This window comes from Microcystis panniformis FACHB-1757 (assembly GCF_001264245.1).
In the GTDB taxonomy this organism is placed as follows: domain Bacteria; phylum Cyanobacteriota; class Cyanobacteriia; order Cyanobacteriales; family Microcystaceae; genus Microcystis; species Microcystis panniformis.
Map to the genome: position 1 here is coordinate 259425 of NZ_CP011339.1, position 26163 is coordinate 285587.

Here is a 26163-nt window from a genome sequence, read left to right on the forward strand (position 1 = left end):
AGGTATCATGCAGATTCAGTTAGAGTATTATTTGTTATTAGCGGCGGCCTTATTTTGTATCGGAATTTATGGTTTAGTCACCAGTCGCAATGCCGTCCGGGTTTTAATGTCGATCGAATTGATGCTCAATTCTGTTAACATTAACTTAATGGGTTTTTCCAACTATCTTGACCCCGCTAATATCCGAGGCCAAATTTTTACTATTTTCGTGATTACCGTAGCGGCAGCCGAAGCAGCCGTGGGTTTAGCGATTATCCTGACTATCTATCGTAACCGCGACACGATCGATATGGAACAGTTTAATCTGCTCAAATGGTAAGCTTTTAAATATTTACCCCCCCCTCTCCCTTTTTTGGGGAGAGTTTTTTTTGGCTAATTTTCCCTGTTAACGGGGATAAATCTCGGTGACAACTCGATCGGGGGAACTACTGGTAACAACAATGTTATTATCTTCTAAAGTTCCGATCGCTTTATCGCCGGTGAGATTAAATTTTGGTTCCTGTTGTTCATAGATAATATTCCCCTCGGCCTCGACAATTTTTTCCGACATTTTCCAAGTTAAGATCTGACTATACAATTGCGCCCCAGTTTTCTGATTAATCCCCTTAACTCCATCCTTGAGATAAGCGATGCGATTGCCTAATTCCACCACCACACGATTACCAGTAATAGTGATTTGATCTTGATATTGAAAAATTTCCGTGGGGCGATCGGAAGTTAGGGTACGATTTTGATAGTTCCAAATTGCCTGAGAACCAGAAATCTGTAAAGGTGGTTCTAAAGAGCGATATTCGAGGTTTTCTTGCAGGATAACCTGATTATTTTTTCTTTCCCAACGACCGCCGATAGCAGTCAGGCGATCGATAATAGTTTTACTAATATAGCGATCAAAAGCGACTTTTTGATCGGTACTAATGACTTGTTGAGGAATTTCCCAGTACAGGCGCTCGGTTTGCAGGACGACACGGGATTCCTTGGCGGTAGCCACCACTTGACCTTGTAATTCTAGTTTTTCTTGGCGCGTGTCGTAGCGTCCTTGGCGGGCCTTAGCTTCTAGTTGTAGATGACTACCTTTGATCCCTTTGGGGGAGATTAAAACACCTTCCTTGGGTAGCCAACGCAATTCCGGCGCGTTAATAATGGCCTTATTGCGGGGATCCACAGCCACAATATTATCTTTGAGGAGAATTTCCTGGCCTTCCTTATAGACTTCACCGCGGTCAGCACTAACCTGTAAAACTACTTTCCCATCTTGATAGATATTACCCTTGATATTTTCCAGACGGGCGATTTTTTGGTCTTGGGTGTAGGTAGCTTTTTTGACCTGAATTTTCCAGAGGGGTTGTCCGGAGGGGTTAGCCTGTTCTAAGGTGGCATTATTGAGAATTAAGCGGCCAGTTTCCTCAATTTTAGGCGATTCTGTCGGCGAAATTTTCGGCGGATCGGGAGGTTGACAGGCTGTTAATCCCAGCAAACCGATTAGAAGGGCAGCCCCGCGCCCAATTGATGATTTTAATTGTAACCGCTGCCTCAATTTCGATCGCTCCGCTGCTAAGTAGGTAGGCGTTAAAAATTATCAGATGCCCCCCTTATCAAGGGGGATCCCCCCGCCTATCGGCACCCCCCTTATCAAGGGGGGCAGGGGGGATCGAACCTAAAATCCATTTTTAATTTAATTATAACCAGCGACTTATTTTCTCTCCTCCCAGTGTAGGGTAAGGGGTCGCCCCTTGACCGGTTGAAAGTAGTTTACTCGCTAGTTTTGCTAGGAAAAACCCCCGGTTGTACGGTGAGAGTTTGTTGTTTACCCCTGCGGTTAATCTCGATTTCCAGATTACCACCGATCGCACTGGTTTCCACACCTTGCTGCACATCCGAAGCGGTTTTAACGGGGTTTCCTGCCACAGTTTCGATGATATCACCCGCTTGCATTCCAGCTTTTTGAGCGGGGGAATTTTCCACCACTCGCAGGACGATTACCCCTTCATTTTGGTCAATATTAAAGTTTAATTCTTTAGTTTCGTTCAATTGCTGCCGTAATTCTGGGGTTAGCGTCACCATCTGGATACCGATGTAGGGATGTTCCGCTTTACCCTTACTAGATAGCTGTCCCGCCACTTTTTGGGCGGTTTCGATGGGAATAGCAAACCCTAAACCCTGAGCATCGGCCCGAATTGCCGTATTAATACCGATAACTTCCCCCTTGGCGTTTAGCAACGGGCCGCCGGAATTGCCGGGGTTAATAGCGGCATCGGTTTGAATAAAACGAACCCGTTTATCTGGAACCCCCACTTCGCTGCTAGTGCGTCCTAGGGCGCTAATAATGCCCACCGTCACCGTATTATCTAAGCCTAGGGGATTGCCAATTGCGATCGCCCACTCCCCGGGGATTAAAGTTTCGGCCTTGCCAAAAGTCACCGTCGGTAAATTTTCCGCCTCAATTTTCACCAGGGCCACATCGGTCATATTGTCAACCCCCAGGACTTTACCCTGATAGGTTTGACCGTTTTTCAAAGTCACTTTTACTTGGGTTGTCCCTTCCACCACATGGGCATTAGTTAAAAGTAGTCCATCTGTACTAATGATAAACCCAGAACCGGTTCCTCGTTCCAAATGCTCCTTGGGAATCGGCACTTCATTGCCAAAAAAGCGCCGAAAAAAGGGCTGTTTAAATTCTTCGGGAATTTGGTCGGCCACTTCCCGGGCCGAGTCAATCCGCACCACCGCCGGCCCGACTTTCTGCACGGCCTGGGCGATAAAATTAACATTACCGTCGGTTTGGGGAATAACAGGGAGAGAGAGGGAAGCGGGGAGGATTGCCGGCGGTTTATTTACCTCTAGGGGCTCTTTTCTGCTTAAATACTGATTTCCTAGCACACCCACAGTACCGCCTAGGGCGATTAATCCCAGTGAAATCCCCAATCTTGTCAATAAACCCATAAGCTCTAGCCCTAAAATGTCGTGTGCGGTAGAATCGGCCCCAAACTTACCTATATTATAGGCTGTCTTTTTTGTCGGTAGGGAAGAATCAATGGGAACTTAACCCGTTTACCGGTATTCTTTTAGCGGTAAAATCACGAAACAGCTATGAGAATCTCAGTTCATGCAATTGTTTGATCGCATCCGTTTAGGGATAGCCGTAGCGGTGGCTAAAACCGTTACTGCTGTGGTTAAAGGACTCCGTTTAGGGGCTGCCAGCGTCTTGCCGGGGGAAATTGCCCGTCGTCTCCATCCCCGTTTGTTACCCCTACTTTGTGGGCAAGTCCGAGGGGGGGTAATCTTGGTGGTTGGCACGAATGGAAAAACTACCACTTCCCTACTCCTAAGAACTATTCTAGAGCGTCAAGGGGCAAAAGTCACCCATAATACCACCGGGGCGAATTTAATTAATGGTTTAATCACTGCTTTATTAGCCGATGCCAATTTATTCGGCACTTTAAAGGCTGATTATGCCATTTTAGAAGTGGATGAAAATATTCTCCCTTTGGTTTTAAAAGATTGTCGTCCTCGCGCTATTTTAGCTCTAAATTTGTTTCGCGATCAACTCGATCGCTATGGGGAAGTAGATACGATTAGTCGCCGTTGGCAAGGGGCCATATCTCCCCTACCCACCAATACTTTAGTGATTCTCAATGCTGATGATCCAACTCTTTCCCATTTGGGTCAACAACTGCCCCAAAGAGTTGTATATTTTGGCTTAAGTGAGCCGGAATTGTATCTAGAAGAAATTCCCCACGCTGTCGATTCTATTTACTGTCCTAAATGTGGTGCTTCTTTGGATTATCGCGGGGTTTATCTCTCCCATTTAGGGGATTTTAGTTGTCCTAGTTGTGGCTTTAAAAAGAGTAATCCTGCTTTTCATAGTCACGATTGGCCGCAGATTTTAATCGGTGTTTATAATAAATATAATACTTTAGCAGCGGGTTTAGTAGCCCAGGAATTGGGGATTAAAGATCGAGAAATTTTTGAGACAGTTCAGGGTTTTAAAGCGGCTTTTGGTCGAGCGGAAGAATTAGAAATTGAGGGTAAAAAAGTTAGAATTTTACTGTCCAAAAATCCCGTGGGTATGAATGAAACAATTCGCACGGTGGCTGATATTTTACAGAAAGAAAAGTCTTCTACTACTCTCTTAGTTCTCAATGATCGCATCCCCGATGGTACGGATGTTTCTTGGATTTGGGATGTGGATACGGAAAAATTAACCCGTTTGGGAACAACTTTAGTGGTAACAGGCGATCGACTTTATGATATGGCTTTACGCTTACAATATAGTCAGGATAGTCTCGCTTATCCAGTTAATTTAATTGTTGAATCTGATCTAAAAAAAGCGATCCAAATTGCCCTTAATAACACCAAAAATGAGGAAACTTTACATATTTTACCCACCTATTCTGCTATGTTAGAAGTACGAGAGATTCTCACGGGACGAAAGATTTTGTAGAAATTAGAAAAGAGTGAAGATTGGTGTTAGGTGTTGGTGTGGTCACTGCGTACGCGTTGCGGGGGTTTTAGGGTGTTAGGGTTTTAGGGTTTTAGTTGAAATTCCCCACTTCCCCACTTCCCCACTTCCCCATTCCCCCATTTCCCCATTTCCCCATTTCCCCATTCCCCCATTTCCCCTAAGAAATTATGCAAGAACTAGAACTAAAAATCGGCTGGTTATATCCGACCTTAATGAGTACCTACGGCGATCGAGGTAATGTTATTACTATTCAAAGAAGATGTCAATGGCGTGATATTGCTGTGACAATTATTCCCCTAGATGCTCAAACAGAAGCCGAGACATTTTATCAAGTAGATATAATTGTTGGGGGTGGGGCGCAGGATCGGCAACAGGAGATCGTTATGCGGGATTTACAGGGTAAAAAAGCAGCGGCGATGAAAGAACAATTATCGGCAGGAATACCGGGAGTTTTTACCTGTGGTTCCCCACAATTATTAGGGCATTATTACGAACCAGCTTTCGGTCAAAGAATCGAAGGATTGGGATTATTAGACCTAGTAAGTAAACATCCAGGACCCAATGCGAAACGCTGTATCGGTAACGTGGTTTTTGAAATTACGGCCTCTCCCTTAGCGGAGGAAATTAAAGCTATGACTGGGGAAAAACCGCTAGTAATTGGCTTTGAAAATCACGGGGGTCGTACCTATTTACAGACCGTTTCTCCTTTAGGAAAGGTGATTACCGGTTACGGAAATAACGGAGAGGACGGTTATGAAGGGGCATTTTACCACAATGCGATCGCCACCTATGCCCACGGTCCCTTACTACCCAAAAATCCCTTTTTAGCCGATTGGTTAATCGAAAAAGCTTTAGAACAAAAGTATCAACAAGCCATTTTTTTAACAAAACTTGATGATTCTCTGGCCTTGAAGGCACGATTTGCCATGTTTGAACGACTAGAACTAACCGGCGTGACCAATAAAGCCTAAACTGGTCATATACACTTATGGCAGGAGATAGTCAAACTAGCCATTAAGAATTTTAATTGTGGCAGCTCATGAAATTATGACTGGAAAAATTATCGATCGTCAAACGGCGGGGTTTCTCGTCCTCATCATCCCCCTAGCGGTGCTAATCATCCTTGTTTTTACCGCTTGGCCATTGATCCTACTTGTCTTCTTCTTAACTCTTGCAGTCAAGGTGTGGCAAGACTATCGCTGGTCAAAATTATCGACGGTGATTAACCCCTATTTCAATCAACTTTTACAGGACAATCAAGGTTGTCTCACCCCGATTGACCTATCGGCAAAAGCCAATCTCACGGCCAAATTAGCTAGACAATTTTTAGACAAAAAAGCTGAGGAATTTGGGGCGCAAAAAAAAGCTGTAGGCGATAAGGGTATGGCCTATTACTTTATCACCGCCAGTACCTTGGGTAGTATTTTTGATGAGAGTGACCCCTCTTTAGAAGAAATAGGGGAAAAACAAATTCCTGCGATTACTGCATCGAGATTCCCTCTGACCAATTTAGAGCAATCCCAGGAGGCTAAATCCCCCCTGATTGTCGCCGAAAAGAGGGAAAATTCCGTCCCGGAGGTTCCTGTTATTTCCTCCTCCCAACCTCTGACTAATTTAGGTAAATTATTTGAGGAAAAAGAGGAAGAAAATACCGCAGCGATCGCTGTTCAAGAAACGGTAATTCAAGAACCGGAGGAGATAATTAATCCTAGTTTGAACAGTCCTGATAGTTCTTTATCCCAATCAGAATCAGAAGTTAAGGAAGAATCTCTAACCTCTGATTCTGAAACTATCTCATCAATGAGTTTGGCGGATTTGGCTAAACGTTTAGGAGTTACCCCGGCCGTTTTGGGTAGAAACAAGAAAAATAAATCCGAAACAGAATTTGCCGATTGGAGTCGCATCAGAGATCCCGATGGTATTGCTTGGAAATTTGACGCAAAAAACTCCCTATTTGTGGCCAACTGATCGGTAATTTGTTTGGTTTTTTAGACAGGCTCAATGCCTGTCTTTTTTGGCTCTACGTCCTACCCTCGATCCCATAGATGGTTGCTTCAGATTGCTTGAGGATGTTGGAAATCATCACCGACCACAAATCTTGCGGTTGTATCAGTAAGAAACTGTTTGTAAACAAGTATTTAAATCGCCAAAGTCCTTACTTGACAAAGATCCTGAGTTTTTAGTTCATTTGCTCTATAAATCGCCAAAACCTTGACTTGGCGAGCTTTTTACATTAATTTACAAACGGTTTCTAATTTCAGGCATTATACCTGCTTGCCAGGAGCCATTAAAAATGTTGGCTCTTCGGGAATTGTTATGCAAATAATTAACTTAAAATAAAATTCGATGAGAGCGCCTACCCTCAAAAGTAGCTGAAATCCATACAGGGAAGGACTTAAGGCATCAACAGGTTAATACCAAAAGATAGACAATCGAGTTAAGATTTGATATAATAGCCAAAAACGAGATTATTTTACTTATGATACTTGACAAATTTTTGAACCTACAAGGAACCTGTATTCAAGGCTATCGACACCTAGAAAATATCGGTATAGTTTGACCAGTCGAATCGAAAAATCAAAAAGCAACCTGTCCTCGTTGTGGGTTAGAGAGCGATAAACTCCACCAAAATCATCGACATTTAGTCAAAGATTTACCAATCTCAGGACAACCAGTATACCTACAGGTTAATCGTCGTCAATTTAAGTGCGGTAATTGTCAGAGACCCTTTAGCGAAGAGTTAGATTTTGTCGCCAAGAAACGAACCTATACGAAAAGACTAGCCGAGAATATACTCGAACAATTAAAAGAAGGAGATATTTTAAATGTTAGCCGAAGAAATAACGTAACAGAAGAAGATATTCAAAGAATGGTAGAGGACATCGCCGAAGAAATTACAGAGCCAGATTTATCGAAATTAAAAAGGCTAGGAATTGATGAAATCGCTCTAGTCAAAGGACAAAAAAATTACTGTGCGGTTTTAGTAAATTTAGATACGGGAAAACTAATAGCTATTCTAGAGAAGCGAACACAAGAAGAGTTGAGGGAAACGCTTACTGGCTGGGGAAAAGAGGTGTTAGAGCAAATTGAAGAAGTCAGCATATATCTTTGGTTGCCCTATAAAAATTTGGTGAAAGAATTGATGCCATCGGCCGAGGTAGTCGCCGATAGATTCCATGTAATGAAACAAATTAATCAAGAGTTAGACGAACAGAGAAGAGCGGAAAAAAGAGCCGTAGAAGCGCAGAAAAATAAAAAACAGAAAGCGGAAAAAGAAGCAAAGCTAGAAGTTTTAAAGCGAAGTAAATATAGCCTGTTAAAAAATGAAGAAGATTTAACGGAACCCCAAAAAATTAAACTAGAAGCTATCAAAAAAAAATTCCCAAATTTGAAAAAGATGCAGGAATTAAAGGAAGAATTAAGAACGATTTATGGAACCTCAAATAATCCGACAGAGGGACTGCTATCCATCTCGGAATGGTTGGCAAAATCCTCCATTGTTTTTACCAAGAGTTGTCAAACAATCCGAAACTGGTTTGGAGAAATAATTAGTTATTTTGAGCGAAGGACAACGAATGGGGTGGTCGAGGGAATCAACAATAAACTTAAACTAATAAAACGAAGAGGCTATGGCTTTAGAAACTTTCGGAATTTTTGGGTTAGAAGTATGTTATCTTGGCATCTTGTCTGTTGATTTAGCATAAAGAGTAACGAAGAGCCAAAAAACTAAATACTGATAACAATTACCGTCGGTTGAATTGACCCAAGCAAACCCCACAAAAAGCCATGAGAAGCGATCGCTCATTCAGACGGATTTAGGTGTTGGCTGTTGGGTTTCCCTTTCCCCTAAAATTGAGAGGTTTTCTTTAACCCATTGATTCGCTCAACCCAACCGACGGACTCAACCCAAGAAAAAGGACTAGACCGCGCCTAATTTCCGTAGGGCTTCCATAACCGCTTCATATAACGCCGCGTTTCTTTGCTGGCGGGACAGTTCGGCGGCTTGTCGGAAATCTCTGATCGCTTTTTCCCTTTCTAGTCGAAAGTAGTAAAGAACCCCGCGATTGTTGTAAGCCACGGCTAATCGGGGGTTAATGTTGAGCGCCTGATTGTAATCGGACAGGGCGAGGTCGGATTTCCCCTGTCCGTAGTAAAGAAACCCGCGATTGTTGTAAGCCAGGGCTAATCGGGGATTAATGTTGAGCGCCTGATTGTAATCGGACAGGGCGAGGTCGGATTTCCCCTGATCGTTGTAAAGAGTCCCGCGACCGTTGTAAGCTTCGGCCAATCGGGGATTAATGTTGAGCGCCTGATTGAAATCGGACAGGGCGAGGTCGGCTTTTCCCTGTTCGTAGTAAAGAACCCCGCGATTGTTGTAAGCCAGGGCTAATCGGGGATTAATGTTGAGCGCCTGATTGAAATCGGACAGGGCGCGGTCGGGTTTCCCCTGTTCGTAGTAAAGACCCCCGCGATTGTAGTAAGCCGGGGCGTGTCGGGGATTAATGTTGAGCGCTTGATTGAAATCGGACAGGGCGAGGTCCGGTTTCCCCTGATCGTAGTAAAGACCCCCGCGATTGTTGTAAGCTTCGGCCAATCGGGGATTAATGTTGAGCGCTTGATTGTAATCGGACAGGGCGAGGTCGGGTTTCCCCTGTTCGTCGTAAAGAAGCCCGCGATTGTTGTAAGCCAGGGCGAATCGGGGATTAATGTTGAGCGCCTGATTGTAATCGGACAGGGCGAGGTCGGGTTTCCCCTGTTCGTAGTAAAGAAGCCCGCGACCGTTGTAAGCTTCGGCCAATCGGGGATTAATGTTGAGCGCCTGATTGAAATCGGACAGGGCGAGGTCGGGTTTCTCCTGTCCGGCGTAAAGAAGCCCGCGATTGCTGTAAGCCAGAGCTAATCGGGGATTAATGTTGAGCGCCTGATTGAAATCGGACAGGGCGAGGTCGGGTTTCCCCTGTACGCCGTAAAGAAACCCGCGATTGTTGTAAGCTTCGGCCAATCGGGGATTAATGTTGAGCGCCTGATTGTAATCGGACAGGGCGAGGTCGGGTTTCTCCTGTTGTTCGTAAAGAAACCCGCGATTGAGGTAAGCCTCGGCGTATCGGGGATCAATGTTGATCGCTTTGGTAAATTCAGCGAGGGCGAGATCGTATTTTTCTTGTTGGATGTAGCCAACTCCCCGGTTATAGTGGCCGATCGCGTCTTGATTGTTCCCTTGAGCGATCCGGGTTTCGGCTGGTTGTCGGCTCTCTAGCGCCATGACGGGGCGAACAGTCGCGAGGGTGGAAAGACTGATTAGGCTAAGGGTGGTAAGAAGGGCAAAGGATTTCATGGCTAGTTCCTCACTGGGGATGATTTTAAATTCTACTTAGGGTTGGCTGAATATCGGTGTAAATCCTGCTAAAAAAGGTTTTTGGGCTAAAAAAGCCTAAAAATATTATCCAACAAGGTTTTTAGATTTATTCAGCAACCCCTACTTAATTCATAGGCTGCTTTTTTGGGAATATACAGAATAGGCTTTTTTTGTCTAAAAAGCACTAGGCTACTACTATCTAAAGTAATTAGAAAGTAGTAAGAGCGATCGCTTTTTTTAAATCCTACAGTAATCATTTTTCCATAGCTCCTTTGCTTCCTTGTAGCCTTGTTTGATTGGCACTGTGAATTTATCTGTCACCAGTAAGACTTTTGATAATCTTTTTAGCCAATCGCTCATTAATTTCTCGATGTCTGGGAATTGGTTCTGTTTTTCCAGTATCTGGATTATGGTAAATATCATGTTTCCCTCCACGTCTAATCAAGTAGCAGCCAGCTTGCTCCAATTGTGCAATTAAATCATGTCTTTTCATGCGAATTCAAACTCTGCAACTCTCTTGATTCCGGGGATTTCTTCCGTAGTAAATGTTCTGTAGAGATCGATCAGGTTTTCGATTAATTCTTCTAAGTCAACACCTTGGGTCCAATGATCGGGAAATTCATTCAAATAGCCCAAGAACATCCCATCTGATTCTTTCCAATATGTATATGGAATCCTCATGGTGAAATCCTCATTCTGCGTTGCTAACGATATTAAGTTGACCCCTATTATAACGGAATTGCTCTCAAGCCACGATCAGCTTTATTATCAGGGTTGGCAGCGAGATTGCCGCCTGACACTTCGTTAATGCAGTCGACAAAATTTGCGATCGCCTATTCAGACGGATTTAGGTGTTGGCTGTTGGGTTTCGTTTTCCCTTAGAATTGATACCATTTTTCATAAGTAATGGCAGAGATGGTTAATCGCCCTCACCCCTAACCCCCCACCCCCCAACCTCCCACCCCCCCGATGTCGGGGGGCAAGGGGGGGGGTAAGATACCTGCCAAGAATAAAGAAAAATGGTATGAGAGGTTTTCTTTAACCCATTGATTCGCTCAACCCAAGAAAAAGGACTAGACCTCTGTTGTATTCATCGCGTTTTATTAGCGGTAAGCTTGACTGCGATGTTCAATGAGTAAGACAATAACTTGAGATTGACTATCATCAACGATATAAATAACCCGATAGTCTCCGACTCGGAAGCGATACTTCCCAGCAAATTCTCCCTTTAATGCTTTAATTTGAGGGTGATTTTTGGGCGTTTCTTGAAGAATATTTAAACACTTAGCAATCTTCTTTCTCAAGACTGAATCAGCTTCAGAATAAACTTTATTAGCTTTAGCTGTTAAACAGACTTTATAAATCATCTGAGTTTTTCCAATCAATGAGATGACCTGATTGTAAATCCATCTCAGCTTCTTTTAATTTTTCTATGATATTGGAAATTTCTCTAATTTCTTGGGTTGCTTGCTCACTCTCTTTATCTGATAAACAAGCAGCAAATTCTAGAATATTCTTTAAATTTTCTAATGATAAGGTTTGGAGATATTGTTGAATTTTTTGCTTCATTAAATCAATCTGTGCTAATGTTTCAGAATCTAAAAAATCTTCTGAGGTCGAGAGATTTACTTGAACGTCAGTAATAGTCATAGTCTGATAAATTGCTCCTTTTAAGTTGATTATATATATCTTAGCGAATTTTTCAAGCTAGGGCTTGCTACCTTGGAATCTAATCTGGGAATTGATGACCCTCAGCGATTCGCGTCTGGAGAGGTAATGTTTCTCCCTCTACATTTATACTACCCCAGGAGAGTCCTTCCACAGAATCAATACCACTGGCTACTTGATAACTGAAATGTTGGGTTTCGCTCTTACCTAAAATCGAGAGGGTTCTTCTGGTTTCTGTGTGGAAACGAGGTCTATACTGATAGTTTCTTCGGCAAAATAGTCCTAAAAGTCTTTCTTGGTAAACATTTCACGATTCCATAAGCAAAAATCATCACACAATCTCGAGAAGAGCCTCGAGAGGTTTTCTTTAACCTATTGATTCGCTCAACCCAACCTACGGACTCAACCTGGGTATCTCGTTTTGGCATTTTCTCATCTCCCGGCTGCGAGGAGATGGGCAAATTCCACCCTTACCTGACCTAATTAAGGAGAGGTAGGAACGATTGTCATGGAATATGATCGCAATTCTTCTGAAGCTGAATTTTCTAATAATGATGGAACAGCTTACGCAGTGGAAACCATTCCTGCCTGTAGCTTTGTGCCCTCGTGGCCGATTGTCCTTTTCAACTCGAGGTAAACCTCATGAATACTGTACAGGCTCGCTTGTTGATGTTTAATGCTAGCAAGAAGAACTCCAGCAAGGGTTTTACCCTGATTGAACTGCTAGTTGTTCTCGTAAACGTAATTGTCGTTTTGGCACCGATCATGCTTGGCGCAATCGCACTGTTTGGCGGTGGTTACAAGGAAGACAACAACGTGCGCGGTAAAATCCAACTTCAGGAGGATATTCAGCGCGACTCCGAAGGTCGAATTAACACTCGTTACCGTCTGTTTGTCTCTGATCCTAAAACCCTGCAACCCGTTGAGCAGTACTTGATTGCTGACGACTATTTGCGCGGTATCTGGAATTCCGGTACCGTTGTCAGCCAAGCTAAACTGCACGATGGCTCTTTCTGCGAAGTAGATGGTGTCGGTCGTCGGGTTCCCTTTATGTCCTGGTACCCATACGTCGAGAATATCAGCTGCCAGCCTCGACCCTAAAACAGGAGAAGTCTCTCTCTGGGGTTGTTTCAAGCCGGATCACCCCCGCAAGACCAAGAAAAAGGCTTCGGCTCGCCCCAGGAGAGTAAGTTGATCAAATACGAACACCCGCCCAAGGTTCCCACGGAGCTATTCTGTCTCAAAGTCTCTCTGTTTATCTGGGAAAAAGTGTCAGGGCTTTTTTTGCAGCGGTAGGTTGGGTTGACGTAAGGAAACCCAACTATAGACCCAAGCAAACCCCACAAAAAGCCATGAGAAGCGATCGCCGATTCCGACGGATTTAGGTGTTGGCTGTTGGGTTTCGTTTTCCCTTAGAATTGAGAGGTTTTCTTTAACCCATTGATTCGCTCAACCCAAGAAAAAGGACTAGACCGCGCCTAATAGCCGTAGGATTTCCATAACCGCTTCATATAACGCCGCGTTTCCTTGCTGGCGGGACAGTTCGGCGGCTTGTCGGAAATCTCTGATCGCTTTTTCCCTTTCTTGTCGAGAGTAATAAAGAACCCCCGATTGGCGTAAGCCTGGGCTTCTCGGGGATTAATGTTGATCGCCTGATTGTAATCGGACAGGGCGAGGTCGGATTTCCCCTGTTCGTAGTAAAGAAACCCGCGATTGTTGTAAGCCAGGGCGTATCGGGGATTAATGTTGAGCGCCTGATTGAAATCGGACAGGGCGAGGTCGGGTTTCCCCTGTTCGTAGTAAAGAGACCCGCGATTGTAGTAAGCCAGGGCGTATCGGGGATTAATGTTGAGCGCCTGATTGTAATCGGACAGGGCGCGGTCGGGTTTTCCCTGTTCACCGTAAAGAAGCCCCCGATTGCTGTAAGCTTCGGCTTCTCGGGGATTAATGTTGATCGCCTGATTGTAATCGGACAGGGCGCGGTCGGGTTTCCCCTGATCGTAGTAAAGAAGCCCGCGACCGTTGTAAGCTTCGGCCAATCGGGGATTAATGTTGAGCGCTTTGTTGAATTCAGCGAGGGCGAGGTCTGGTTTCCCCTGTCCGGCGTAAAGAAGCCCGCGATTGCTGTAAGCCAGAGCTAATCGGGGATTAATGTTGATCGCCTGATTGTAATCGGACAGGGCGAGGTCGGGTTTCCCCTGTTCGGCGTAAAGAAACCCGCGATTGTTGTAAGCTTCGGCTAATCGGGGATTAATGTTGAGCGCCTGATTGTAATCGGACAGGGCGAGGTCGGGTTTCTCCTGTTGTTCGTAAAGAAACCCGCGATTGAGGTAAGCCTCGGCGTATCGGGGATTAATGTTGAGCGCTTTGGTGAATTCAGCGAGGGCGAGATCGTATTTTTCTTGTTGGATGTAGCCAACTCCCCGGTTATAGTGGCCGATCGCGTCTTGATTGTTCCCTTGAGCGATCCGGGTTTCGGCTGGTTGTCGGCTCTCTAGCGCCATGACGGGGCGAACAGTCGCGAGGGTGGAAAGGCTGATTAGGCTGACGGTGGTAAGAAGGGCAAAGGATTTCATGGCTAGTTCCTCAGTGGGGATGGTTTGAAATTCTACTTAGGGTTGGCTGAATATCGGTGTAAATCCTGCTAAAAAAGGTTTTTGGGCTAAAAAAGCCTAAAAATATTATCCAACAAGGTTTTTAGATTGATTCAGCAACCCCTACTTAATTCATAGGCTGCTTTTTTGGGAATATGCAGAATAGGCTTTTTTTGTCTAAAAAGCCCTAGGCTACTACTATCTAAAGTAATTATAGCGGTTCTCGCATCTGTGCGGCACACTTAAACCTTTGCTGATTAAGCTGTTCAGGATCGGGAATGTACCTCTTGTGAATCAGAAACGCTATAGATAGTAGTAAGAGCGATCACTTTTTTTTAAATCCTACAGTAATCATAGCAATTATTGTCGGTCAAACTTATCTTTTCTCTTGGTGTAAATCGTCAATTAATTACCTTACTCCTCTTCTCTACTCATTAAAGTAGCGACTAAGAAATTCTTGGGGAGTAATGATTGTAATTTTTTGATTTTTAGCTAATTTAAGGATTTTACCCGGAACTCCTCCCCACAACAATCCTGAAATCCAAACATTGACATCTAGAACAACTTTCATGAGTTGGCGCGTCTAATTTGGCGAGCTTCTTTAATCATCTGGCTAATCTCAGCCAGAGTCGGTTGATTGGGGTCTGGTTCCATTGCTTCTAGTCGCTCAAAGAATTGCTCTAGATTGACTTTATCTTGATGAACTTTTTTGAGAATGATGGAGTCTTCCGTCAGGGAAATCATGTATTTATCTCCTGGGTTGAGGCGGGTTTGAACTTCAGGAGGAAGTTCGAGGTTTCCTTCTCGATTGATTTGTATGAGTAGCTCTTTGGTCATCGGCTTCAAAATAAACTTTATTAGCTTTAGCTGTTAAACAGACTTTATAAATAATCTGATCAAGTTAATTATATATATCTTAGCGAATTTTTCAAGCTAGGGCTTGCTACCTTGGAATCTAATCTGGGAATTGATGACCCTCAGCGATTCGCGTCTGGAGAGGTAATGTTTCTCCCTCTACATTTATACTACCCCAAGAGAGTCCTTCCACAGAATCAATACCACTGGCTACTTGATAACGGCTCCAGAACGGTTATTAGCGACGCTTGAGGGAAACCCAACCACACCAATGTCGTCAAGAATGTTGGGTTTCGCTCAAACCATTGAATCGAGCAGTTTTCTCCTAATTATTAAATCGCTCAACCAAACCTACAAGCTTCTATCTGATAACTGATAACTGATAACTGATAACTGATAACTGATAACTGATAACTGATAACTGATAACTGATAACTGATAACTGATAACTGATAACTGATAACTGATAACTGATAACTGATAACTGATAACTGATAACTGATTAAGACTTCACTCCCAAGTTAAAGAAAATCGTTCCCCGACGCACAGAATTTTCACTACCTTGGCTGCTAATAGTAAGAGAACGCAGATTATTAAATAAAGGCTTAATCGATAATTCTAACACCCGCACGATCGGGAATTTTGCCTCGATTACCGGTTGCAATTGTCGCCAATCGACGTAAAAATAACCATCATTTTCTGCGGGTAAAGCAGTAATTGCCTGTCGAAACTTACCACTACTTAAAATGGGGTTTTTCTGTGCAGATAAAGCTAAACCCATCGCTTCCACAGAACTAGCGATAATTTCATAATTATCGACCCTAGTATGCACTCCCGTCACGAGCGTCTCTAGTTGCGCTTTTCCTCCCGGGACCGCCGTGGTTAACTTTGTCCAAGCTGTCACCGTTCGATCGAGTAAAGGCAGATTAACCACATTATAGCCGCGACTGCGGGCCAACTCATCCAAATGCTCGATCGCACTGTCCACCTCTACCCCCATCACCCGTTCCCCTACAAAAACACTATCGGGTTCCATCCCCTTTGAACTAGGCACGAGAGCGAGGCTATATTCGCCTCTAACCCAGCTAAAAACGTCTTCAGGCAAATTTAAACCTAAAGGCGACTGGAAGCGGTTTAAGACCTGTGTTATTAATTCCTGTAGGGGACTATCTGCTTCTAACCCCTCCTCTACCTGAGTCCAAAAACGATTTAAATCCCGACTAGCGGCGACTAAAAGGCTATTTTCGCCGATAAAAGATAATGCTCCCACGGGACTAGATAAAATTGGTGCTTGGTCATCCTGTCCTAAGACTCCAATTAAGGCGGTTTGAGCGACTATTCCCCCGGATTTGAGGGTAAAAGCCGTGGCTAATCGTTGTTTTGCTTCGGGACTCTCCGGGACGGGTTGATTAGCGATCCAAGCCGATAAAGGAGGTAAATTGCCGTAAACGATAGCTATACGCGGTTCGGTGATATTTTTGAGAGCTTCTCGGTAATCAGGGCTATTTTTTAGGTTTAAATCGGGTACTTGCACGTTATTAAGGGCCTCGCGCAAAACCTTGATATTATTGGCAAAAAGCACCGTATCACCCACCACGGCACTAGCGAGAAAACGATTATTATCTCCCGCAGTCAAGGGACGTTGATAAATCAGGTTAACTCCCTTGTAGGGTTCAAAAACCAGGTCAAATTTGCCCGAAACCGCCTGTTTTGAGTAGGAAGCTTGCAGAAATTCCTTAGCGCGTTCACCATCTTTACTTTGAATTGCCAAAAGATAACCCGGTTGGATACCATTATCGGTATCACGATCGAAATCTAGGGAAGTAACAGCGAGAGTAATTTCCTCCCCTAACCAGGGTTTGATTTCCTTTTGATAATTTAACCCCGTTTTACCGAGCAGACTTTTTTCTAAATCCTTAATTTCTTGGTGGGAACGTCGTCGATTAGCCGGTGTAGCGATTAATTGACCAAAAGACTCTAAACGTTCGGGATTGACCAGCAAGGATACCATAACCGGGGCCTGTTTCGGCACAAAAATCGCCGCCATCGGTTCCCGCAGCACCCCACCTTTGAGCAAAGACAGAGGACTATCGGCGAGAATCCAAGCAAAACTGGCTGTAGCGACTCCTAGGAGAATGATTACCGTCGCACCTAAAATATAGAAAAACGATCGCAATTTCACAACCTTGTCCCGAGATGAACCATTAGCTATTTTAAGCCAGCAATTGACCCAAGAATTTCGATCGCTACAATTCTTACCAGACTGACAACCGATAACTGGCCACCGATAACTAATTTTTACCAGCCTTTTTCCGCTTGAGCGAGGACATAATTAGCTACAGCTTCGATATCTTCAGCGCTGAGACGACCACCGAAAGCGGGCATCGCCCCCATACCTTTGGTAACTTGGGTAACGATAGCTTCAAAGGAATCTTTGCCGTATTTAACTAAATCTTCTTTTTTCAGGGTTTTAGCGGCATTAACCACGTTTTTACCGCCCATGTGGCAGGAAGCACAGTTAGCACTGAAAATCGAAGCCCCATCAGCTAAAGCGGGACGAGCCATACCGAATGTAACCACAGCCAAGAGCAAGCACAGGGAAATTAATAGTCTTTTCACGATTGGTTCTCCTCTATTTCTTAAGAAATTCCCCAACCATCGTCAGAAAAAACCGGTTTTCTTGTCAAAAGACAAGCTGTCAAACTTGGTGTAGAATAAATCAATGGGACAGTTAAAAGCAAACTTTTACTTTTTTGTCAAAAGACAGGCTGTCAAACTTGTCATCTTCCCTCGTGTAAAGGATTAACAAGCATGAAAAAATTAGGTTTATTGGTCGCTACCCTGGTGCTAGTCGTCTCTAGCTTCTTCTTCAACACTGCCGCCGCTGCTGCGGAAACCTTCACGGTGAAGATGGGCGGTGATGCAGGTACACTACAATTTGATCCCCCCGCCCTCACTATTAAAGCAGGAGATACGGTGAAATGGGTCAATAACAAACTTTCTCCCCATAACATAGTTTTCGATAGCACCAAGGTTCCCGAAGCCCAGGCTGCTAAATTATCCCATAAAGGTCTGGCTTTTTCCGCCGGGGAGTCCTTTGAAAGCACTTTCAGCGAACCGGGTACTTACACCTACTACTGCGAACCCCATCGCGGTGCCGGTATGGTCGGAACGATTACCGTTCAGTAATTATCCGATTTTAACCAAAAATAACTCGCGGTTAACTGCCGCGGGTTGTTTTTTGGGAATTATGAATGATGAATTATGAATTATGAATTGGGAAGAATCAATAAAAATAGTCTCCTGACGACCGGCTACTGTCTCCTAAGTAGCTGGTTATAATTAAATTAAGAATGGATTTTAGGTTCGATCCCCCCTGCCCCCCTTGATAAGGGGGGTGCCGATCCCCCCTTAGTCCCCCCTTAATAAGGGGGGCATCTGATAACTTTTAACGCCTACCTACTTATCTCCTATCTCCTGCCTCCTGTCTCCTGTCTCCTGTCTTCTGAAATATAAAGTCTCGGTTACAAAAACTGACTTGCGAGCAATTCTCCCCCCACCATAGAAACAGAAGCCCGTAGAAAAATCAGCCATGAAAGAACACGATGTCGTTATAGTGGGCGGTGGGTTAGCAGGATGCCGCGCCGCCTTAGAAATCAAACGCCTCAACCCGACTATCGATGTTGCTGTCGTTGCCAAAACCCACCCAATTCGTTCCCACTCCGTCGCCGCCCAGGGAGGTATCGCCGCCGCCCTGCAAAACGTTGACCCCAATGATAATCCCAAGGCCCACGCCTACGATACTGTCAAAGGGTCTGATTTTCTGGCTGACCAGGATGCGGTGGATATCCTCACCCAAGAAGCCCCCGAAGTTATCATCGAATTGGAACATCTAGGCGTGTTATTCTCCCGTCTCGAAGATGGACGCATTGCCCAAAGAGCCTTTGGCGGTCACAGCCATAACCGGGCCTGTTACGCCGCCGATAAAACCGGTCACGCCATGCTGCACGAATTAGTCAGCAATTTACGCCGTAATCAGGTAAAAATCTACGATGAATGGTACGTTTTGCGCCTTATCCTCGAAGAAGGTACGGCCAAAGGCGTGGTTATGTACCAAATCGCCACCGGACAGTTAGAAATCCTCCGGGCAAAAGCAATTATGTTCGGGACGGGAGGCTATGGTCGCGTTTATAACACCACCTCCAACGATTTCGCCTGTACGGGAGACGGTTTAGCATTATCGGCAAAAGCGGGTATTCCCCTAGAAGACATGGAATTTGTCCAATTTCACCCCACTGGACTCTATCCCGTCGGTGTTTTAATCTCGGAAGCAGTCCGGGGTGAAGGGGCTTATTTAATCAATAGCGAAGGTCGTCGTTTTATGGAAGACTACGCCCCCTCGCGCATGGAATTGGCACCCCGGGACATCACTTCCCGGGCCATTACCCTAGAAATTCGCGCCGGCCGGGGGGTAAATCTGGACGGTAGCGCCGGGGGTCCCTTTGTCTATCTGGATTTACGCCATTTAGGTCGGGAAAAAATTATGAGTCGCATTCCCTTCTGTTGGGAGGAGGCCCACCGTCTCGTCGGTGTCGATGCGGTAGAGGAACCGATGCCTGTACGTCCTACGGTTCACTATTGTATGGGCGGCATTCCCGTTAATACCGATGGTCGCGTTCGCTTAAGTGCCGATACGCTAACCGAGGGCTTTTTCTCCGCCGGGGAATGTTCCTGTGTCTCTGTTCACGGGGCCAATCGTTTGGGCAGTAATTCCCTGTTAGAATGTGTGGTCTATGGCAGAAGAACTGGCAAATCGATCGCTAAATACGTCGAAAAACGCGCTTTTCCCGTCTTTAATCCCGATATTTACCTTCAGGATGCTAAAGAGGAAATCACCGCTCTATTGACCAAAAAAGGCACGATTCGCATCGGTCAACTACGTCAGCAATTCCAAGACTGTATGACCCAACATTGCGGCGTTTTTCGCACCGAAGCGACCATGCGCGAGGGAATTAAACAAATCGGCGAATTAAAGCGCCAATACGAGCAGATTTACCTGGATGATAGGGGGGATTGCTGGAATACGGAACTAATCGAGGCCTGGGAATTACAAAGTCTCATGGTGGTGGGGGAAATTATCCTCACCTCTGCCCTCAATCGTCAAGAAAGCCGAGGGGCCCACTCCCGCGAGGATTTTCCCCAACGGGATGACCAAAATTTCCTTCAGCATACCCTCGCCTATTATTCCCCCTCCGGCATCGATATCGACTATATGCCCGTAGTGATTCAGGATTTCACCCCCGTGGAACGTAAGTATTAACCTCTGGTCGGACGGTAAATGTAAAGTAATTTTACAAACTCCTTGGCATTTACCGAGATTTAGTTCTATACTAAATAAAGCAACGCGGGATAGAGCAGTCTGGTAGCTCGTCGGGCTCATAACCCGAAGGTCAGTGGTTCAAATCCGCTTCCCGCCATTAACCTGAGTTAGTTCTGATTGACAGGTTTTCGATTTCTAGGAAATTTGGATATACGGGAGTTGAAAAATGAGTAATACAGGTGAGAACCGAAATCCCGATTCTGAACAAAAATCGATGCCGTCGGTTCCCGCACCTCCGGAAGAAGCGGTGGTTCCTAATTTTTTTGATAAATTTTTCATTGCAGTTACAGCTTTTGGTTTTGGACTGGGTACGGCTATAGCTTTGTTGCCCAATGTCATACCTTTGCCAATCATACCATCTATTTTTTTTGGCACTGGAATAGGTGCATTGGTTTACCGATTTATGGGAGGGTTTAAAGATAATGATTCGTTACAAACCCAGGCAATAAAAATTTCAGGGAGTCTTGCTTCTCTACTAAGCTCTATAGTAGTTATTAATCTTTTGCTAGAAGGGCAGTTAGAGCAATATATAGCCGAACATATAGAGTTAAAGAAAGGAGACCAAAATATCTATTATATAGAGATAGAAAATAAAGGTATTAAAATAGGTAAACTAAATCAAGAAGACTTTAATAGTAATGGCTATTATGATATTAATAATGTTTCGATTGTTAGTGCTATTTCAAGACTAGCATCAACCTCAAAAGAAGGCTACAATCATCCAGTTTTAGAAAGAATCAGAATCGAATGTGCCAGAAATCAGGGAATATGTCAACCGAATAAAAATCAATTTACTTTGATAATTCATAGCATTAAACCGGAAACTGAACTTCCAGGAGGATCAGCTATTGGATGTTTAAATAGTGATGCATTTTGGATCGGTAATGAAGATTTATATATCTACCAAACCTCCGATAAAGTTGACAAAATCAGGATTGAAAAATTTGGTCAATGTTTAGACGAGGAAGGTCAAGACAAAAAAGTTATAATTAGTCAAAAAGATGCCGATCATCTAAACTTAAAGCCCGGGGTAAAAATCAAAGCTCGTTTTCAATAAAGTTAATAGGTAAGCCATGAAAAAAACAATTTTAATTCTCTGGTTTCTTCTTGGGATTCCTGCAATCGCTAGGGCAGAGCAATGGGGAGTAGTATTCGGTGGTGATCGAGATATTAACGAAGCTCAGTATGAAATAAACCGTGCGAAGAAAAATCGCCCTCCCTATTCAAGTGCGGTTCTTTTCTATCGATCTGGATGGTATAGAAGTGTGATTCTTTTCCAAGGAAAAAAGGAAGCACAAGCTGCCTTAACTAATATCCATAATCAACTTCGTCAAGGCTCTTATGTCGTTAATGTAGATGATTGGTGTCCTAATTGGCAATCTAATCGAGTAACTTCTAACAAAATTAGTTTCTATAGGTGTTTATAGCCTTCATGTCCATTTAGCGCAGAGGGCTAATGGCGTTTTTGCTCCATTTTTACTACTCACCGTTCGCTTAATTTTTTAAGATATGAGGTAAAAGCCCAATTCCGTGGGATTGTGCGTCACTTTTTCCCATAGCGTCAGGATTTGCTTGGATAGGATAGATAATCTTTCCGTTAGTTTGGATAACGGGGGTTGCTTGGGTAATATCCTGTAAACCCTGCAACCAGCGATCGCCGCAAGGGTTATCGAAGACAAAAAAACCGTTTTTTTTGAGGTAGTCCTGTAGAATAGCAGTTGAGAATGTAAGCATTGAAAACATAAAATTTTCCCCGCTTTAATAGGTTGATACTTGCTATGAAAAAATCTGGGGTATGTGCCAAGGCAAGAGGTCTAATTAAAAAAAATTGCATAATAAAAAGCTTATTGGCTAAGGCTTTCAGCTTTGGGGGAGGCTTTGGGGGAGTGGGGTACCCCAAACTTTTCGAGGAAAAAAATTGCGATTTTTGGTCGGGATGGTGTCGGATTTATCCTGTCAGCAAGTGATGGGTAAAAGAACGATATACTCTCAACCAGCCGAGTTGCTAGAATAGGATCGGCTTTGCTCAAATAGACAAGAACACGCCATGTCAGAAGCTATTACGATCGCCGATATTTACAAACTGTTTGAAAGAACCGAGGCTCAATTTGCCGAGTTCCAAAAAGAAGCCGAGCGCCGCAATGTTGAAGCCGAGCGCCGTAGTGCTGAAGCGGACCGCCGTAGTGCTGAAGCTGAACAACGAAATGCCGAAGCGGACCGCCGCAATGCTGAAGCCGATCGCCGTAGTGCTGAAGCCGATCGCCGCCGGGCCGAAGCCGATCGCACGATGGAAGAATTGAAAAAACAGGTACGAGCCACCACCGAAGCCGTCAATAACTTAACCACCCGTTGGGGGCGTTTTGTCGAAGAAATGGTAGAGCCGGCGGTTGTGCAGTTATTTCAAGAGCGGGGGATTGATGTCACCCAAACCATGAGTCGCTTAAAAAGTAAACGTCCCGGGGCAGCGATGGAAATTGATATTCTGGCGGTGAATGGCAGTGAGTTATACTTTGCACGGCTACAACTTGCATTTTTTACTCAAGGACAATAATATAGTTTAAGAGTCATAATTAGAAGCAAAGCACTCATTAAAAACATGATTAACCTAGAATTCACGGAAGAAGAAAAGAACTCACTGTATTATGAAAGATTTCATCATCCCCATCCCCGGGTTCAACTGAAGATGGAAGTTCTCTGGTTAAAAAGCCAAAAGATACCGCACCAAAAAATTTGTCAGTTAGCAGGGATCTCGCCAAATACCTTATTAACCTATCTTCGCGATTATCAAGAAGGCGGAATAGAAAAATTAAAAGAAATCAACTTCTATCGCCCTAAAAGTGAATTAGAGTTTCAAAAAGAAACCCTCAAAAAATACTTCGAGAAAAATCCACCAGCCACAATAAATGAAGCTGTATATAGGATAGAAGAATTGACGGGAATAAAACGAAGTCCTACCCAAGTGAGAAAATTTTTAAAATCAATGGGAATGAAATGTTTAAAAGTAGGTTCTCTTCCTTCTAAAGCTGACCCAGATGAACAAGAGGACTACAAAGAAAAAAAGCTAGAACCCAGACTAAATGAGGCAAAAGAAGGAAAAAGGGCTGTTTTTTTTGTTGATGCCGCTCACTTCGTCATGGGAGCATTTCTCGGTTTTGTTTGGTGTTTTGAGAGACTTTTTGTTAAGTCACCGAGCGGGCGTAAACGCTTCAATGTTTTAGGAGCATTAAATGCAATAACTCATGAAGTTATTCTGGTAACATATGAAACTTATATTACGGCAACTCAAGTCTGTGAACTCCGGTCAAAAATAGCTGCTTTAGGACTAATGATTCCCATCACTCTAGTCTTAGATAATGCCCGCTATCAAAAATGTAAAATTGTTGAAGAATTGGCTCTTTCTTTGTCAATAGAGCTGCTCTATCTGCCGTCTTATTCACCTAATCTAAATTTAATTGAAAGGCTGTGGAAATTGGTCAAAAAGAAATGTTTATATGGTAAATATTATGAGAACTTTTCTGACTTTTCTTCAGCTATTTATGAATGTCTGAATGATGCCCATCTGAAACATAAAAAAGAACTGGATTCCTTGCTGACTCTACGATTTCAGAAGTTTAATAAATCTCAGATTATGAACGTCTAAAGTATAGTGGCGGTGGAGTGTAAATCTCGACTCTCGAAGGATGATGTAGATGACTTTCTCGATCGATTACAGCGATTTAAGTTAGCCTTTCCCCAATTTCGAGACTTTCAGGTTTATGGCGCAGTAGCGGGGATTGAAATCGATCAGGGCATAGATAGTTATGCTTATCGGCGCGGTTTATTTGTGATTAAGCAATCAGGAGAAACGGTTAAAATCATCAACGATGTTCAGTTTCGGCCCCTAGGTTTTCAGGTTCTTCGTTACTTGGTATGGTTCGATAGGGGGGCATAAATCGACTAAATCCTTATCTGGCAAGAGACTTAATTGATTAGTTCGCTCTAGAAAAAAACAATTAACAAAAATCGCTAAATGCCTTTCTATATAAGGGTTCCATCCCTTATAACTCCCGTCCATTGCATAACACAAACCGAAGAGCCGGTTTTCATTAGAAAACAGGTTTCTTAAAGAAACCCGTTTTCTGGGGGTGTTTTTCATCATCCCAAAAAATAGACTAAAATAAGCTATCCCTAACCTCTACCGATCTAATCCCATGCCTAAGAAGAGTTATGGCGAAACTGTTGAAAAAAGGGTCAAACGCTTGTTTGAAGTCTTATTAGATCATGCGGCTCACTGTCAATGTGAGGATAATGATTGGGGAGTCAAGCTGGCTCTAGGGGAAGAGGGGAAACTTTTGCGGGTTGAGACGAATTTAGCGGCTTTAGTACGCTTGGCAGAGCAGAAAGGGGAAAAATTGACCAAAGATCAAGTTAGGGACGCGATTAGCCACTATTTGGCCGATTATCTAGGCATTCTTCGGGATGAGCGTTTCAAACAGCAGGGGTCGGAGGAATGGCGGTTCTCCCTAACTCTGTGGGCGAAATGCGGCGATAAGACAACAAATTTGACTAAATTTTCGGAAGAGTGGCATAAAAGGCGCTCTGAACCCTCTAAAAAAGCGATCGCTAAACCTGAGAAAACCGCCGCGCCTCCTGTTACTGTTACTGCTTTAATGGATAAGCTAAACGGCGCTTAACCTGCATGATCCAACAGCTATAACCCTTTTGGAGTCTATATCGGTGATCCGAAGTAAAAGCCGTTTAGCTTACTAAGCCTCAAACCGAAGCAAATCTGCAACTTCTCACATTTGATTTAACTGGAAAAGTCGAACAGCTTACAAGGTCAGAACAGTACTATGCAATTCTCACGGACATTGTCACAAAAAAAGACATCCTGAACGACTTATATGTTTCAATTGGAGAGGGAGACTGGCTCTTCTCGACTTTGTGTGATAATTTTTGCTTATGGAATCGTGAAATGTTGACTGAGAAGGACTTTTACGACTATTTTGCCGAAGAAACTATCAGTATAGGCTTCGTTTCCACACATAAACCAGAAGAGCCGGAGACTTTGTTTACGCATGGATTACAAGAATATTTCATGAGGCTAATTTAGATAAAAAGCCTAAAATTAGTAGGCTCATACTGAAAAGATTGAGTGATGAACTTATTGATATATATATCTCAACCAATCGATTATCGATAAACTTTAAAAATAAGATTAATCGAAACCTTGAATTTATACTTGAGGATGAACAACTGAGGCAAAATAATGTAGAAATAGAAATTAAATATTGGCATACTTTTCCAAAGTTTCATGGTTATTTATATGGTGACGATATGTTGCTCGGTGAATGGGCAAATGATGCTAAAGGTTATATTCATGTAAAATCTCCTTTGTATTATACAAACAGGCAGTTTTTCCCTAAACAATATGATTTTATCAAAAATATTTTTGAAGAAAACTCAACATTTTGATATTGAATAAATAGACAACAAAGCGTTGAGGGTTGTCTTACTCGAAGATGGTATCACAGTTCACAATGCTTTTTTTGATAGGAATTTTAAGCCATGAAAATCACCTACTTTCAAGATACGGATACTCTATATTTAGAGTTCAATAACAATCCTATTGTCGAGACTCAAGAAATCAATGAAAATACCTTAGTCGATCTTGATAAGCATGGTAACATTTGTGCAATCACCTTGGAACAGGCCAGAAGCTTAACGGATCTGAATGCTTTTTCCCTAGAAACTATTGTCGCGCCTGAATTAGCTTCAAGTTTATAAGAGTTGTCATAATAAAATTATTCTATAAACCTTGACGTGATATAATATATATGACATTCGGGCGCAGATTCCTTGTGACCCT

The 26163-nt window shown here is 43.5% G+C and carries 27 protein-coding genes, 1 tRNA gene and 3 pseudogenes; 18 read left to right on the forward strand and 13 right to left on the reverse strand.

The genetic code is table 11. From position 1 onward, the window contains the following. Positions 1–13 precede the first annotated feature (13 nt). The gene (gene nuoK, locus VL20_RS01255) at positions 14–319 is read left to right on the forward strand and encodes an NADH-quinone oxidoreductase subunit NuoK (RefSeq protein ID WP_197533180.1); all 306 of its coding nucleotides are present in this window, start codon (positions 14–16) and stop codon (positions 317–319) included. A 66-nt stretch (positions 320–385) separates the two neighbouring features. Here the strand turns inward: nuoK and lptC are convergent, their stop codons facing one another. Both lptC and VL20_RS01265 read right to left on the reverse strand, forming a co-directional pair. Beyond that, entirely contained in the window at positions 386–1534 is a 1149-nt protein-coding gene (gene lptC / locus VL20_RS01260; protein ID WP_052275375.1) for an LPS export ABC transporter periplasmic protein LptC, read from the reverse strand. Positions 1535–1749: 215 nt separating this feature from the next. Further along, on the reverse strand, positions 1750–2940 hold the full coding sequence (locus VL20_RS01265) for an HhoA/HhoB/HtrA family serine endopeptidase (protein ID WP_052275376.1): 1191 nt from the start codon (positions 2938–2940) through the stop codon (positions 1750–1752). Positions 2941–3103: 163 nt separating this feature from the next. Here VL20_RS01265 and VL20_RS01270 point away from each other — a divergent pair, with 163 nt between their 5' ends. The 4 genes and pseudogenes from VL20_RS01270 (at position 3104) to VL20_RS01285 (ending at position 8156) form a co-directional block, all read left to right on the forward strand. Beyond that, positions 3104–4441, forward strand: coding sequence for a Mur ligase family protein (locus VL20_RS01270; RefSeq protein WP_052275377.1), 1338 nt, complete (start codon positions 3104–3106; stop codon positions 4439–4441). Positions 4442–4629: 188 nt separating this feature from the next. Beyond that, positions 4630–5433, forward strand: coding sequence for a type 1 glutamine amidotransferase (locus VL20_RS01275; RefSeq protein ID WP_052275378.1), 804 nt, complete (start codon positions 4630–4632; stop codon positions 5431–5433). Positions 5434–5509: 76 nt separating this feature from the next. Next, the gene (locus VL20_RS01280) at positions 5510–6430 is read left to right on the forward strand and encodes a hypothetical protein (protein ID WP_044034784.1); all 921 of its coding nucleotides are present in this window, start codon (positions 5510–5512) and stop codon (positions 6428–6430) included. A 511-nt stretch (positions 6431–6941) separates the two neighbouring features. Continuing rightward, positions 6942–8156: pseudogene (locus VL20_RS01285) on the forward strand (ISL3 family transposase). Positions 8157–8381: 225 nt separating this feature from the next. Here the strand turns inward: VL20_RS01285 and VL20_RS26855 are convergent. The 5 genes from VL20_RS26855 to VL20_RS01315 all read right to left on the reverse strand — a co-directional run bounded on the left by VL20_RS26855 (position 8382) and on the right by VL20_RS01315 (position 11468). Then, on the reverse strand, positions 8382–9797 hold the full coding sequence (locus VL20_RS26855; RefSeq protein ID WP_128575119.1) for a tetratricopeptide repeat protein: 1416 nt from the start codon (positions 9795–9797) through the stop codon (positions 8382–8384). Between the two features lie 331 nt (positions 9798–10128). Further along, a complete protein-coding gene (locus VL20_RS26860) occupies positions 10129–10311 on the reverse strand; it encodes a type II toxin-antitoxin system HicA family toxin (protein ID WP_012267861.1) in 183 nt (60 codons plus the stop codon). Further along, positions 10308–10499: a type II toxin-antitoxin system HicB family antitoxin gene (locus tag VL20_RS01305; protein WP_002800870.1), complete on the reverse strand. Its 192-nt coding sequence runs from the start codon at positions 10497–10499 to the stop codon at positions 10308–10310. The genes VL20_RS26860 and VL20_RS01305 overlap by 4 nt, the downstream gene beginning before the upstream one ends. A 422-nt stretch (positions 10500–10921) precedes the next feature. Beyond that, positions 10922–11185 (reverse strand): type II toxin-antitoxin system RelE family toxin, encoded by a 264-nt coding sequence (locus tag VL20_RS01310; protein WP_079205639.1) that lies wholly within the window; start codon positions 11183–11185, stop codon positions 10922–10924. Next, positions 11175–11468: a hypothetical protein gene (locus VL20_RS01315; RefSeq protein WP_045358546.1), complete on the reverse strand. Its 294-nt coding sequence runs from the start codon at positions 11466–11468 to the stop codon at positions 11175–11177. Before VL20_RS01315 ends, VL20_RS01310 begins: the two co-directional genes overlap by 11 nt. Positions 11469–11994: 526 nt before the next feature. Here VL20_RS01315 and VL20_RS26865 point away from each other — a divergent pair. Both VL20_RS26865 and VL20_RS01320 read left to right on the forward strand, forming a co-directional pair. Continuing rightward, positions 11995–12123, forward strand: a complete 129-nt coding sequence (locus tag VL20_RS26865; RefSeq protein WP_079205638.1) for a hypothetical protein — start codon at positions 11995–11997, stop codon at positions 12121–12123. A 5-nt stretch (positions 12124–12128) separates the two neighbouring features. Further along, positions 12129–12587 carry a prepilin-type N-terminal cleavage/methylation domain-containing protein gene (locus tag VL20_RS01320; RefSeq protein ID WP_045358545.1) on the forward strand — a complete coding sequence of 153 codons (459 nt, stop codon included), beginning with the start codon at positions 12129–12131 and terminating at the stop codon, positions 12585–12587. A gap of 377 nt (positions 12588–12964) precedes the next feature. Here the strand turns inward: VL20_RS01320 and VL20_RS01325 are convergent, their stop codons facing one another. The 5 genes from VL20_RS01325 to petJ form a co-directional block, all read right to left on the reverse strand. Continuing rightward, complete coding sequence (locus VL20_RS01325; RefSeq protein WP_128575120.1) at positions 12965–14062, reverse strand: tetratricopeptide repeat protein; 1098 nt, start codon at positions 14060–14062, stop codon at positions 12965–12967. A gap of 445 nt (positions 14063–14507) precedes the next feature. Continuing rightward, positions 14508–14651 carry a putative toxin-antitoxin system toxin component, PIN family gene (locus VL20_RS26870; protein WP_002800867.1) on the reverse strand — a complete coding sequence of 48 codons (144 nt, stop codon included), beginning with the start codon at positions 14649–14651 and terminating at the stop codon, positions 14508–14510. Beyond that, positions 14648–14917, reverse strand: coding sequence for a hypothetical protein (locus tag VL20_RS01330; protein ID WP_002796343.1), 270 nt, complete (start codon positions 14915–14917; stop codon positions 14648–14650). Before VL20_RS01330 ends, VL20_RS26870 begins: the two co-directional genes overlap by 4 nt. 520 nt (positions 14918–15437) lie before the next feature. Beyond that, complete coding sequence (locus VL20_RS01335; protein ID WP_052275380.1) at positions 15438–17117, reverse strand: DUF3352 domain-containing protein; 1680 nt, start codon at positions 17115–17117, stop codon at positions 15438–15440. Positions 17118–17233: 116 nt separating this feature from the next. Next, complete coding sequence (gene petJ / locus VL20_RS01340; protein ID WP_052275381.1) at positions 17234–17554, reverse strand: cytochrome c6 PetJ; 321 nt, start codon at positions 17552–17554, stop codon at positions 17234–17236. Between the two features lie 192 nt (positions 17555–17746). Between petJ and petE the strand changes: the two genes are divergently transcribed. The 5 genes from petE (at position 17747) to VL20_RS01365 (ending at position 21742) form a co-directional block, all read left to right on the forward strand. Then, the gene (gene petE / locus VL20_RS01345) at positions 17747–18124 is read left to right on the forward strand and encodes a plastocyanin (RefSeq protein ID WP_002762125.1); all 378 of its coding nucleotides are present in this window, start codon (positions 17747–17749) and stop codon (positions 18122–18124) included. A gap of 403 nt (positions 18125–18527) precedes the next feature. Continuing rightward, a complete protein-coding gene (locus VL20_RS01350; protein ID WP_052275382.1) occupies positions 18528–20255 on the forward strand; it encodes a succinate dehydrogenase/fumarate reductase flavoprotein subunit in 1728 nt (575 codons plus the stop codon). A gap of 83 nt (positions 20256–20338) precedes the next feature. Beyond that, a tRNA-Met gene (locus tag VL20_RS01355) sits at positions 20339–20412 on the forward strand. A gap of 69 nt (positions 20413–20481) precedes the next feature. Continuing rightward, the gene (locus tag VL20_RS01360) at positions 20482–21372 is read left to right on the forward strand and encodes a hypothetical protein (RefSeq protein WP_052275383.1); all 891 of its coding nucleotides are present in this window, start codon (positions 20482–20484) and stop codon (positions 21370–21372) included. Between the two features lie 16 nt (positions 21373–21388). Continuing rightward, positions 21389–21742 carry a hypothetical protein gene (locus tag VL20_RS01365; protein ID WP_052275384.1) on the forward strand — a complete coding sequence of 118 codons (354 nt, stop codon included), beginning with the start codon at positions 21389–21391 and terminating at the stop codon, positions 21740–21742. A gap of 67 nt (positions 21743–21809) precedes the next feature. On the opposite strand, the gene VL20_RS01370 is transcribed toward VL20_RS01365, so the two are convergent. Next, positions 21810–22049, reverse strand: coding sequence for a hypothetical protein (locus VL20_RS01370; protein ID WP_284525968.1), 240 nt, complete (start codon positions 22047–22049; stop codon positions 21810–21812). Between the two features lie 313 nt (positions 22050–22362). On the opposite strand from VL20_RS01370, the pseudogene VL20_RS01380 reads away from it, so the two are divergent. From VL20_RS01380 to VL20_RS01405, 6 genes and pseudogenes are all read left to right on the forward strand, one after another. Continuing rightward, positions 22363–22821 (forward strand): annotated as a pseudogene (locus tag VL20_RS01380) (DUF3782 domain-containing protein); the annotation flags it as partial. 90 nt (positions 22822–22911) lie between these two features. Next, positions 22912–23955, forward strand: coding sequence for an IS630 family transposase (locus tag VL20_RS01385; RefSeq protein WP_052275234.1), 1044 nt, complete (start codon positions 22912–22914; stop codon positions 23953–23955). Positions 23956–23958: 3 nt separating this feature from the next. Further along, positions 23959–24246 (forward strand): annotated as a pseudogene (locus VL20_RS01390) (hypothetical protein); the annotation flags it as partial. A gap of 259 nt (positions 24247–24505) precedes the next feature. After that, a complete protein-coding gene (locus VL20_RS01395) occupies positions 24506–24988 on the forward strand; it encodes a hypothetical protein (protein WP_284525969.1) in 483 nt (160 codons plus the stop codon). Between the two features lie 457 nt (positions 24989–25445). Continuing rightward, positions 25446–25769: a hypothetical protein gene (locus VL20_RS01400; protein WP_284525970.1), complete on the forward strand. Its 324-nt coding sequence runs from the start codon at positions 25446–25448 to the stop codon at positions 25767–25769. A gap of 93 nt (positions 25770–25862) precedes the next feature. Next, positions 25863–26081, forward strand: coding sequence for a DUF2283 domain-containing protein (locus VL20_RS01405; RefSeq protein WP_052275386.1), 219 nt, complete (start codon positions 25863–25865; stop codon positions 26079–26081). Positions 26082–26163: the final 82 nt, after the last annotated feature.

Excerpts from the sequence above, each read along its gene's own strand:
- VL20_RS01365 (WP_052275384.1), top strand. The coding sequence starts at position 21,389 with ATGAAAAAAACAATTTTAATTCTCTGGTTTCTTCTTGGGATTCCTGCA.
- VL20_RS01360 (WP_052275383.1), top strand. The coding sequence starts at position 20,482 with ATGAGTAATACAGGTGAGAACCGAAATCCCGATTCTGAACAAAAATCG.
- VL20_RS01305 (WP_002800870.1), bottom strand. The coding sequence starts at position 10,499 with ATGAGGATTCCATATACATATTGGAAAGAATCAGATGGGATGTTCTTG.
- VL20_RS01350 (WP_052275382.1), top strand. The coding sequence starts at position 18,528 with ATGAAAGAACACGATGTCGTTATAGTGGGCGGTGGGTTAGCAGGATGC.
- VL20_RS01405 (WP_052275386.1), top strand. The coding sequence starts at position 25,863 with ATGAAAATCACCTACTTTCAAGATACGGATACTCTATATTTAGAGTTC.
- VL20_RS01270 (WP_052275377.1), top strand. The coding sequence starts at position 3,104 with ATGCAATTGTTTGATCGCATCCGTTTAGGGATAGCCGTAGCGGTGGCT.
- VL20_RS01315 (WP_045358546.1), bottom strand. The coding sequence starts at position 11,468 with ATGACTATTACTGACGTTCAAGTAAATCTCTCGACCTCAGAAGATTTT.
- VL20_RS01310 (WP_079205639.1), bottom strand. The coding sequence starts at position 11,185 with ATGATTTATAAAGTCTGTTTAACAGCTAAAGCTAATAAAGTTTATTCT.
- VL20_RS26865 (WP_079205638.1), top strand. The coding sequence starts at position 11,995 with ATGGAATATGATCGCAATTCTTCTGAAGCTGAATTTTCTAATAATGAT.
- VL20_RS01385 (WP_052275234.1), top strand. The coding sequence starts at position 22,912 with ATGATTAACCTAGAATTCACGGAAGAAGAAAAGAACTCACTGTATTAT.
- VL20_RS26855 (WP_128575119.1), bottom strand. The coding sequence starts at position 9,797 with ATGAAATCCTTTGCCCTTCTTACCACCCTTAGCCTAATCAGTCTTTCC.
- VL20_RS01330 (WP_002796343.1), bottom strand. The coding sequence starts at position 14,917 with ATGACCAAAGAGCTACTCATACAAATCAATCGAGAAGGAAACCTCGAA.
- VL20_RS01280 (WP_044034784.1), top strand. The coding sequence starts at position 5,510 with ATGACTGGAAAAATTATCGATCGTCAAACGGCGGGGTTTCTCGTCCTC.
- VL20_RS01275 (WP_052275378.1), top strand. The coding sequence starts at position 4,630 with ATGCAAGAACTAGAACTAAAAATCGGCTGGTTATATCCGACCTTAATG.
- VL20_RS01265 (WP_052275376.1), bottom strand. The coding sequence starts at position 2,940 with ATGGGTTTATTGACAAGATTGGGGATTTCACTGGGATTAATCGCCCTA.
- VL20_RS01325 (WP_128575120.1), bottom strand. The coding sequence starts at position 14,062 with ATGAAATCCTTTGCCCTTCTTACCACCGTCAGCCTAATCAGCCTTTCC.
- VL20_RS01370 (WP_284525968.1), bottom strand. The coding sequence starts at position 22,049 with ATGCTTACATTCTCAACTGCTATTCTACAGGACTACCTCAAAAAAAAC.
- petE (WP_002762125.1), top strand. The coding sequence starts at position 17,747 with ATGAAAAAATTAGGTTTATTGGTCGCTACCCTGGTGCTAGTCGTCTCT.
- VL20_RS01395 (WP_284525969.1), top strand. The coding sequence starts at position 24,506 with ATGCCTAAGAAGAGTTATGGCGAAACTGTTGAAAAAAGGGTCAAACGC.
- VL20_RS26870 (WP_002800867.1), bottom strand. The coding sequence starts at position 14,651 with ATGAAAGTTGTTCTAGATGTCAATGTTTGGATTTCAGGATTGTTGTGG.
- VL20_RS26860 (WP_012267861.1), bottom strand. The coding sequence starts at position 10,311 with ATGAAAAGACATGATTTAATTGCACAATTGGAGCAAGCTGGCTGCTAC.
- VL20_RS01320 (WP_045358545.1), top strand. The coding sequence starts at position 12,129 with ATGAATACTGTACAGGCTCGCTTGTTGATGTTTAATGCTAGCAAGAAG.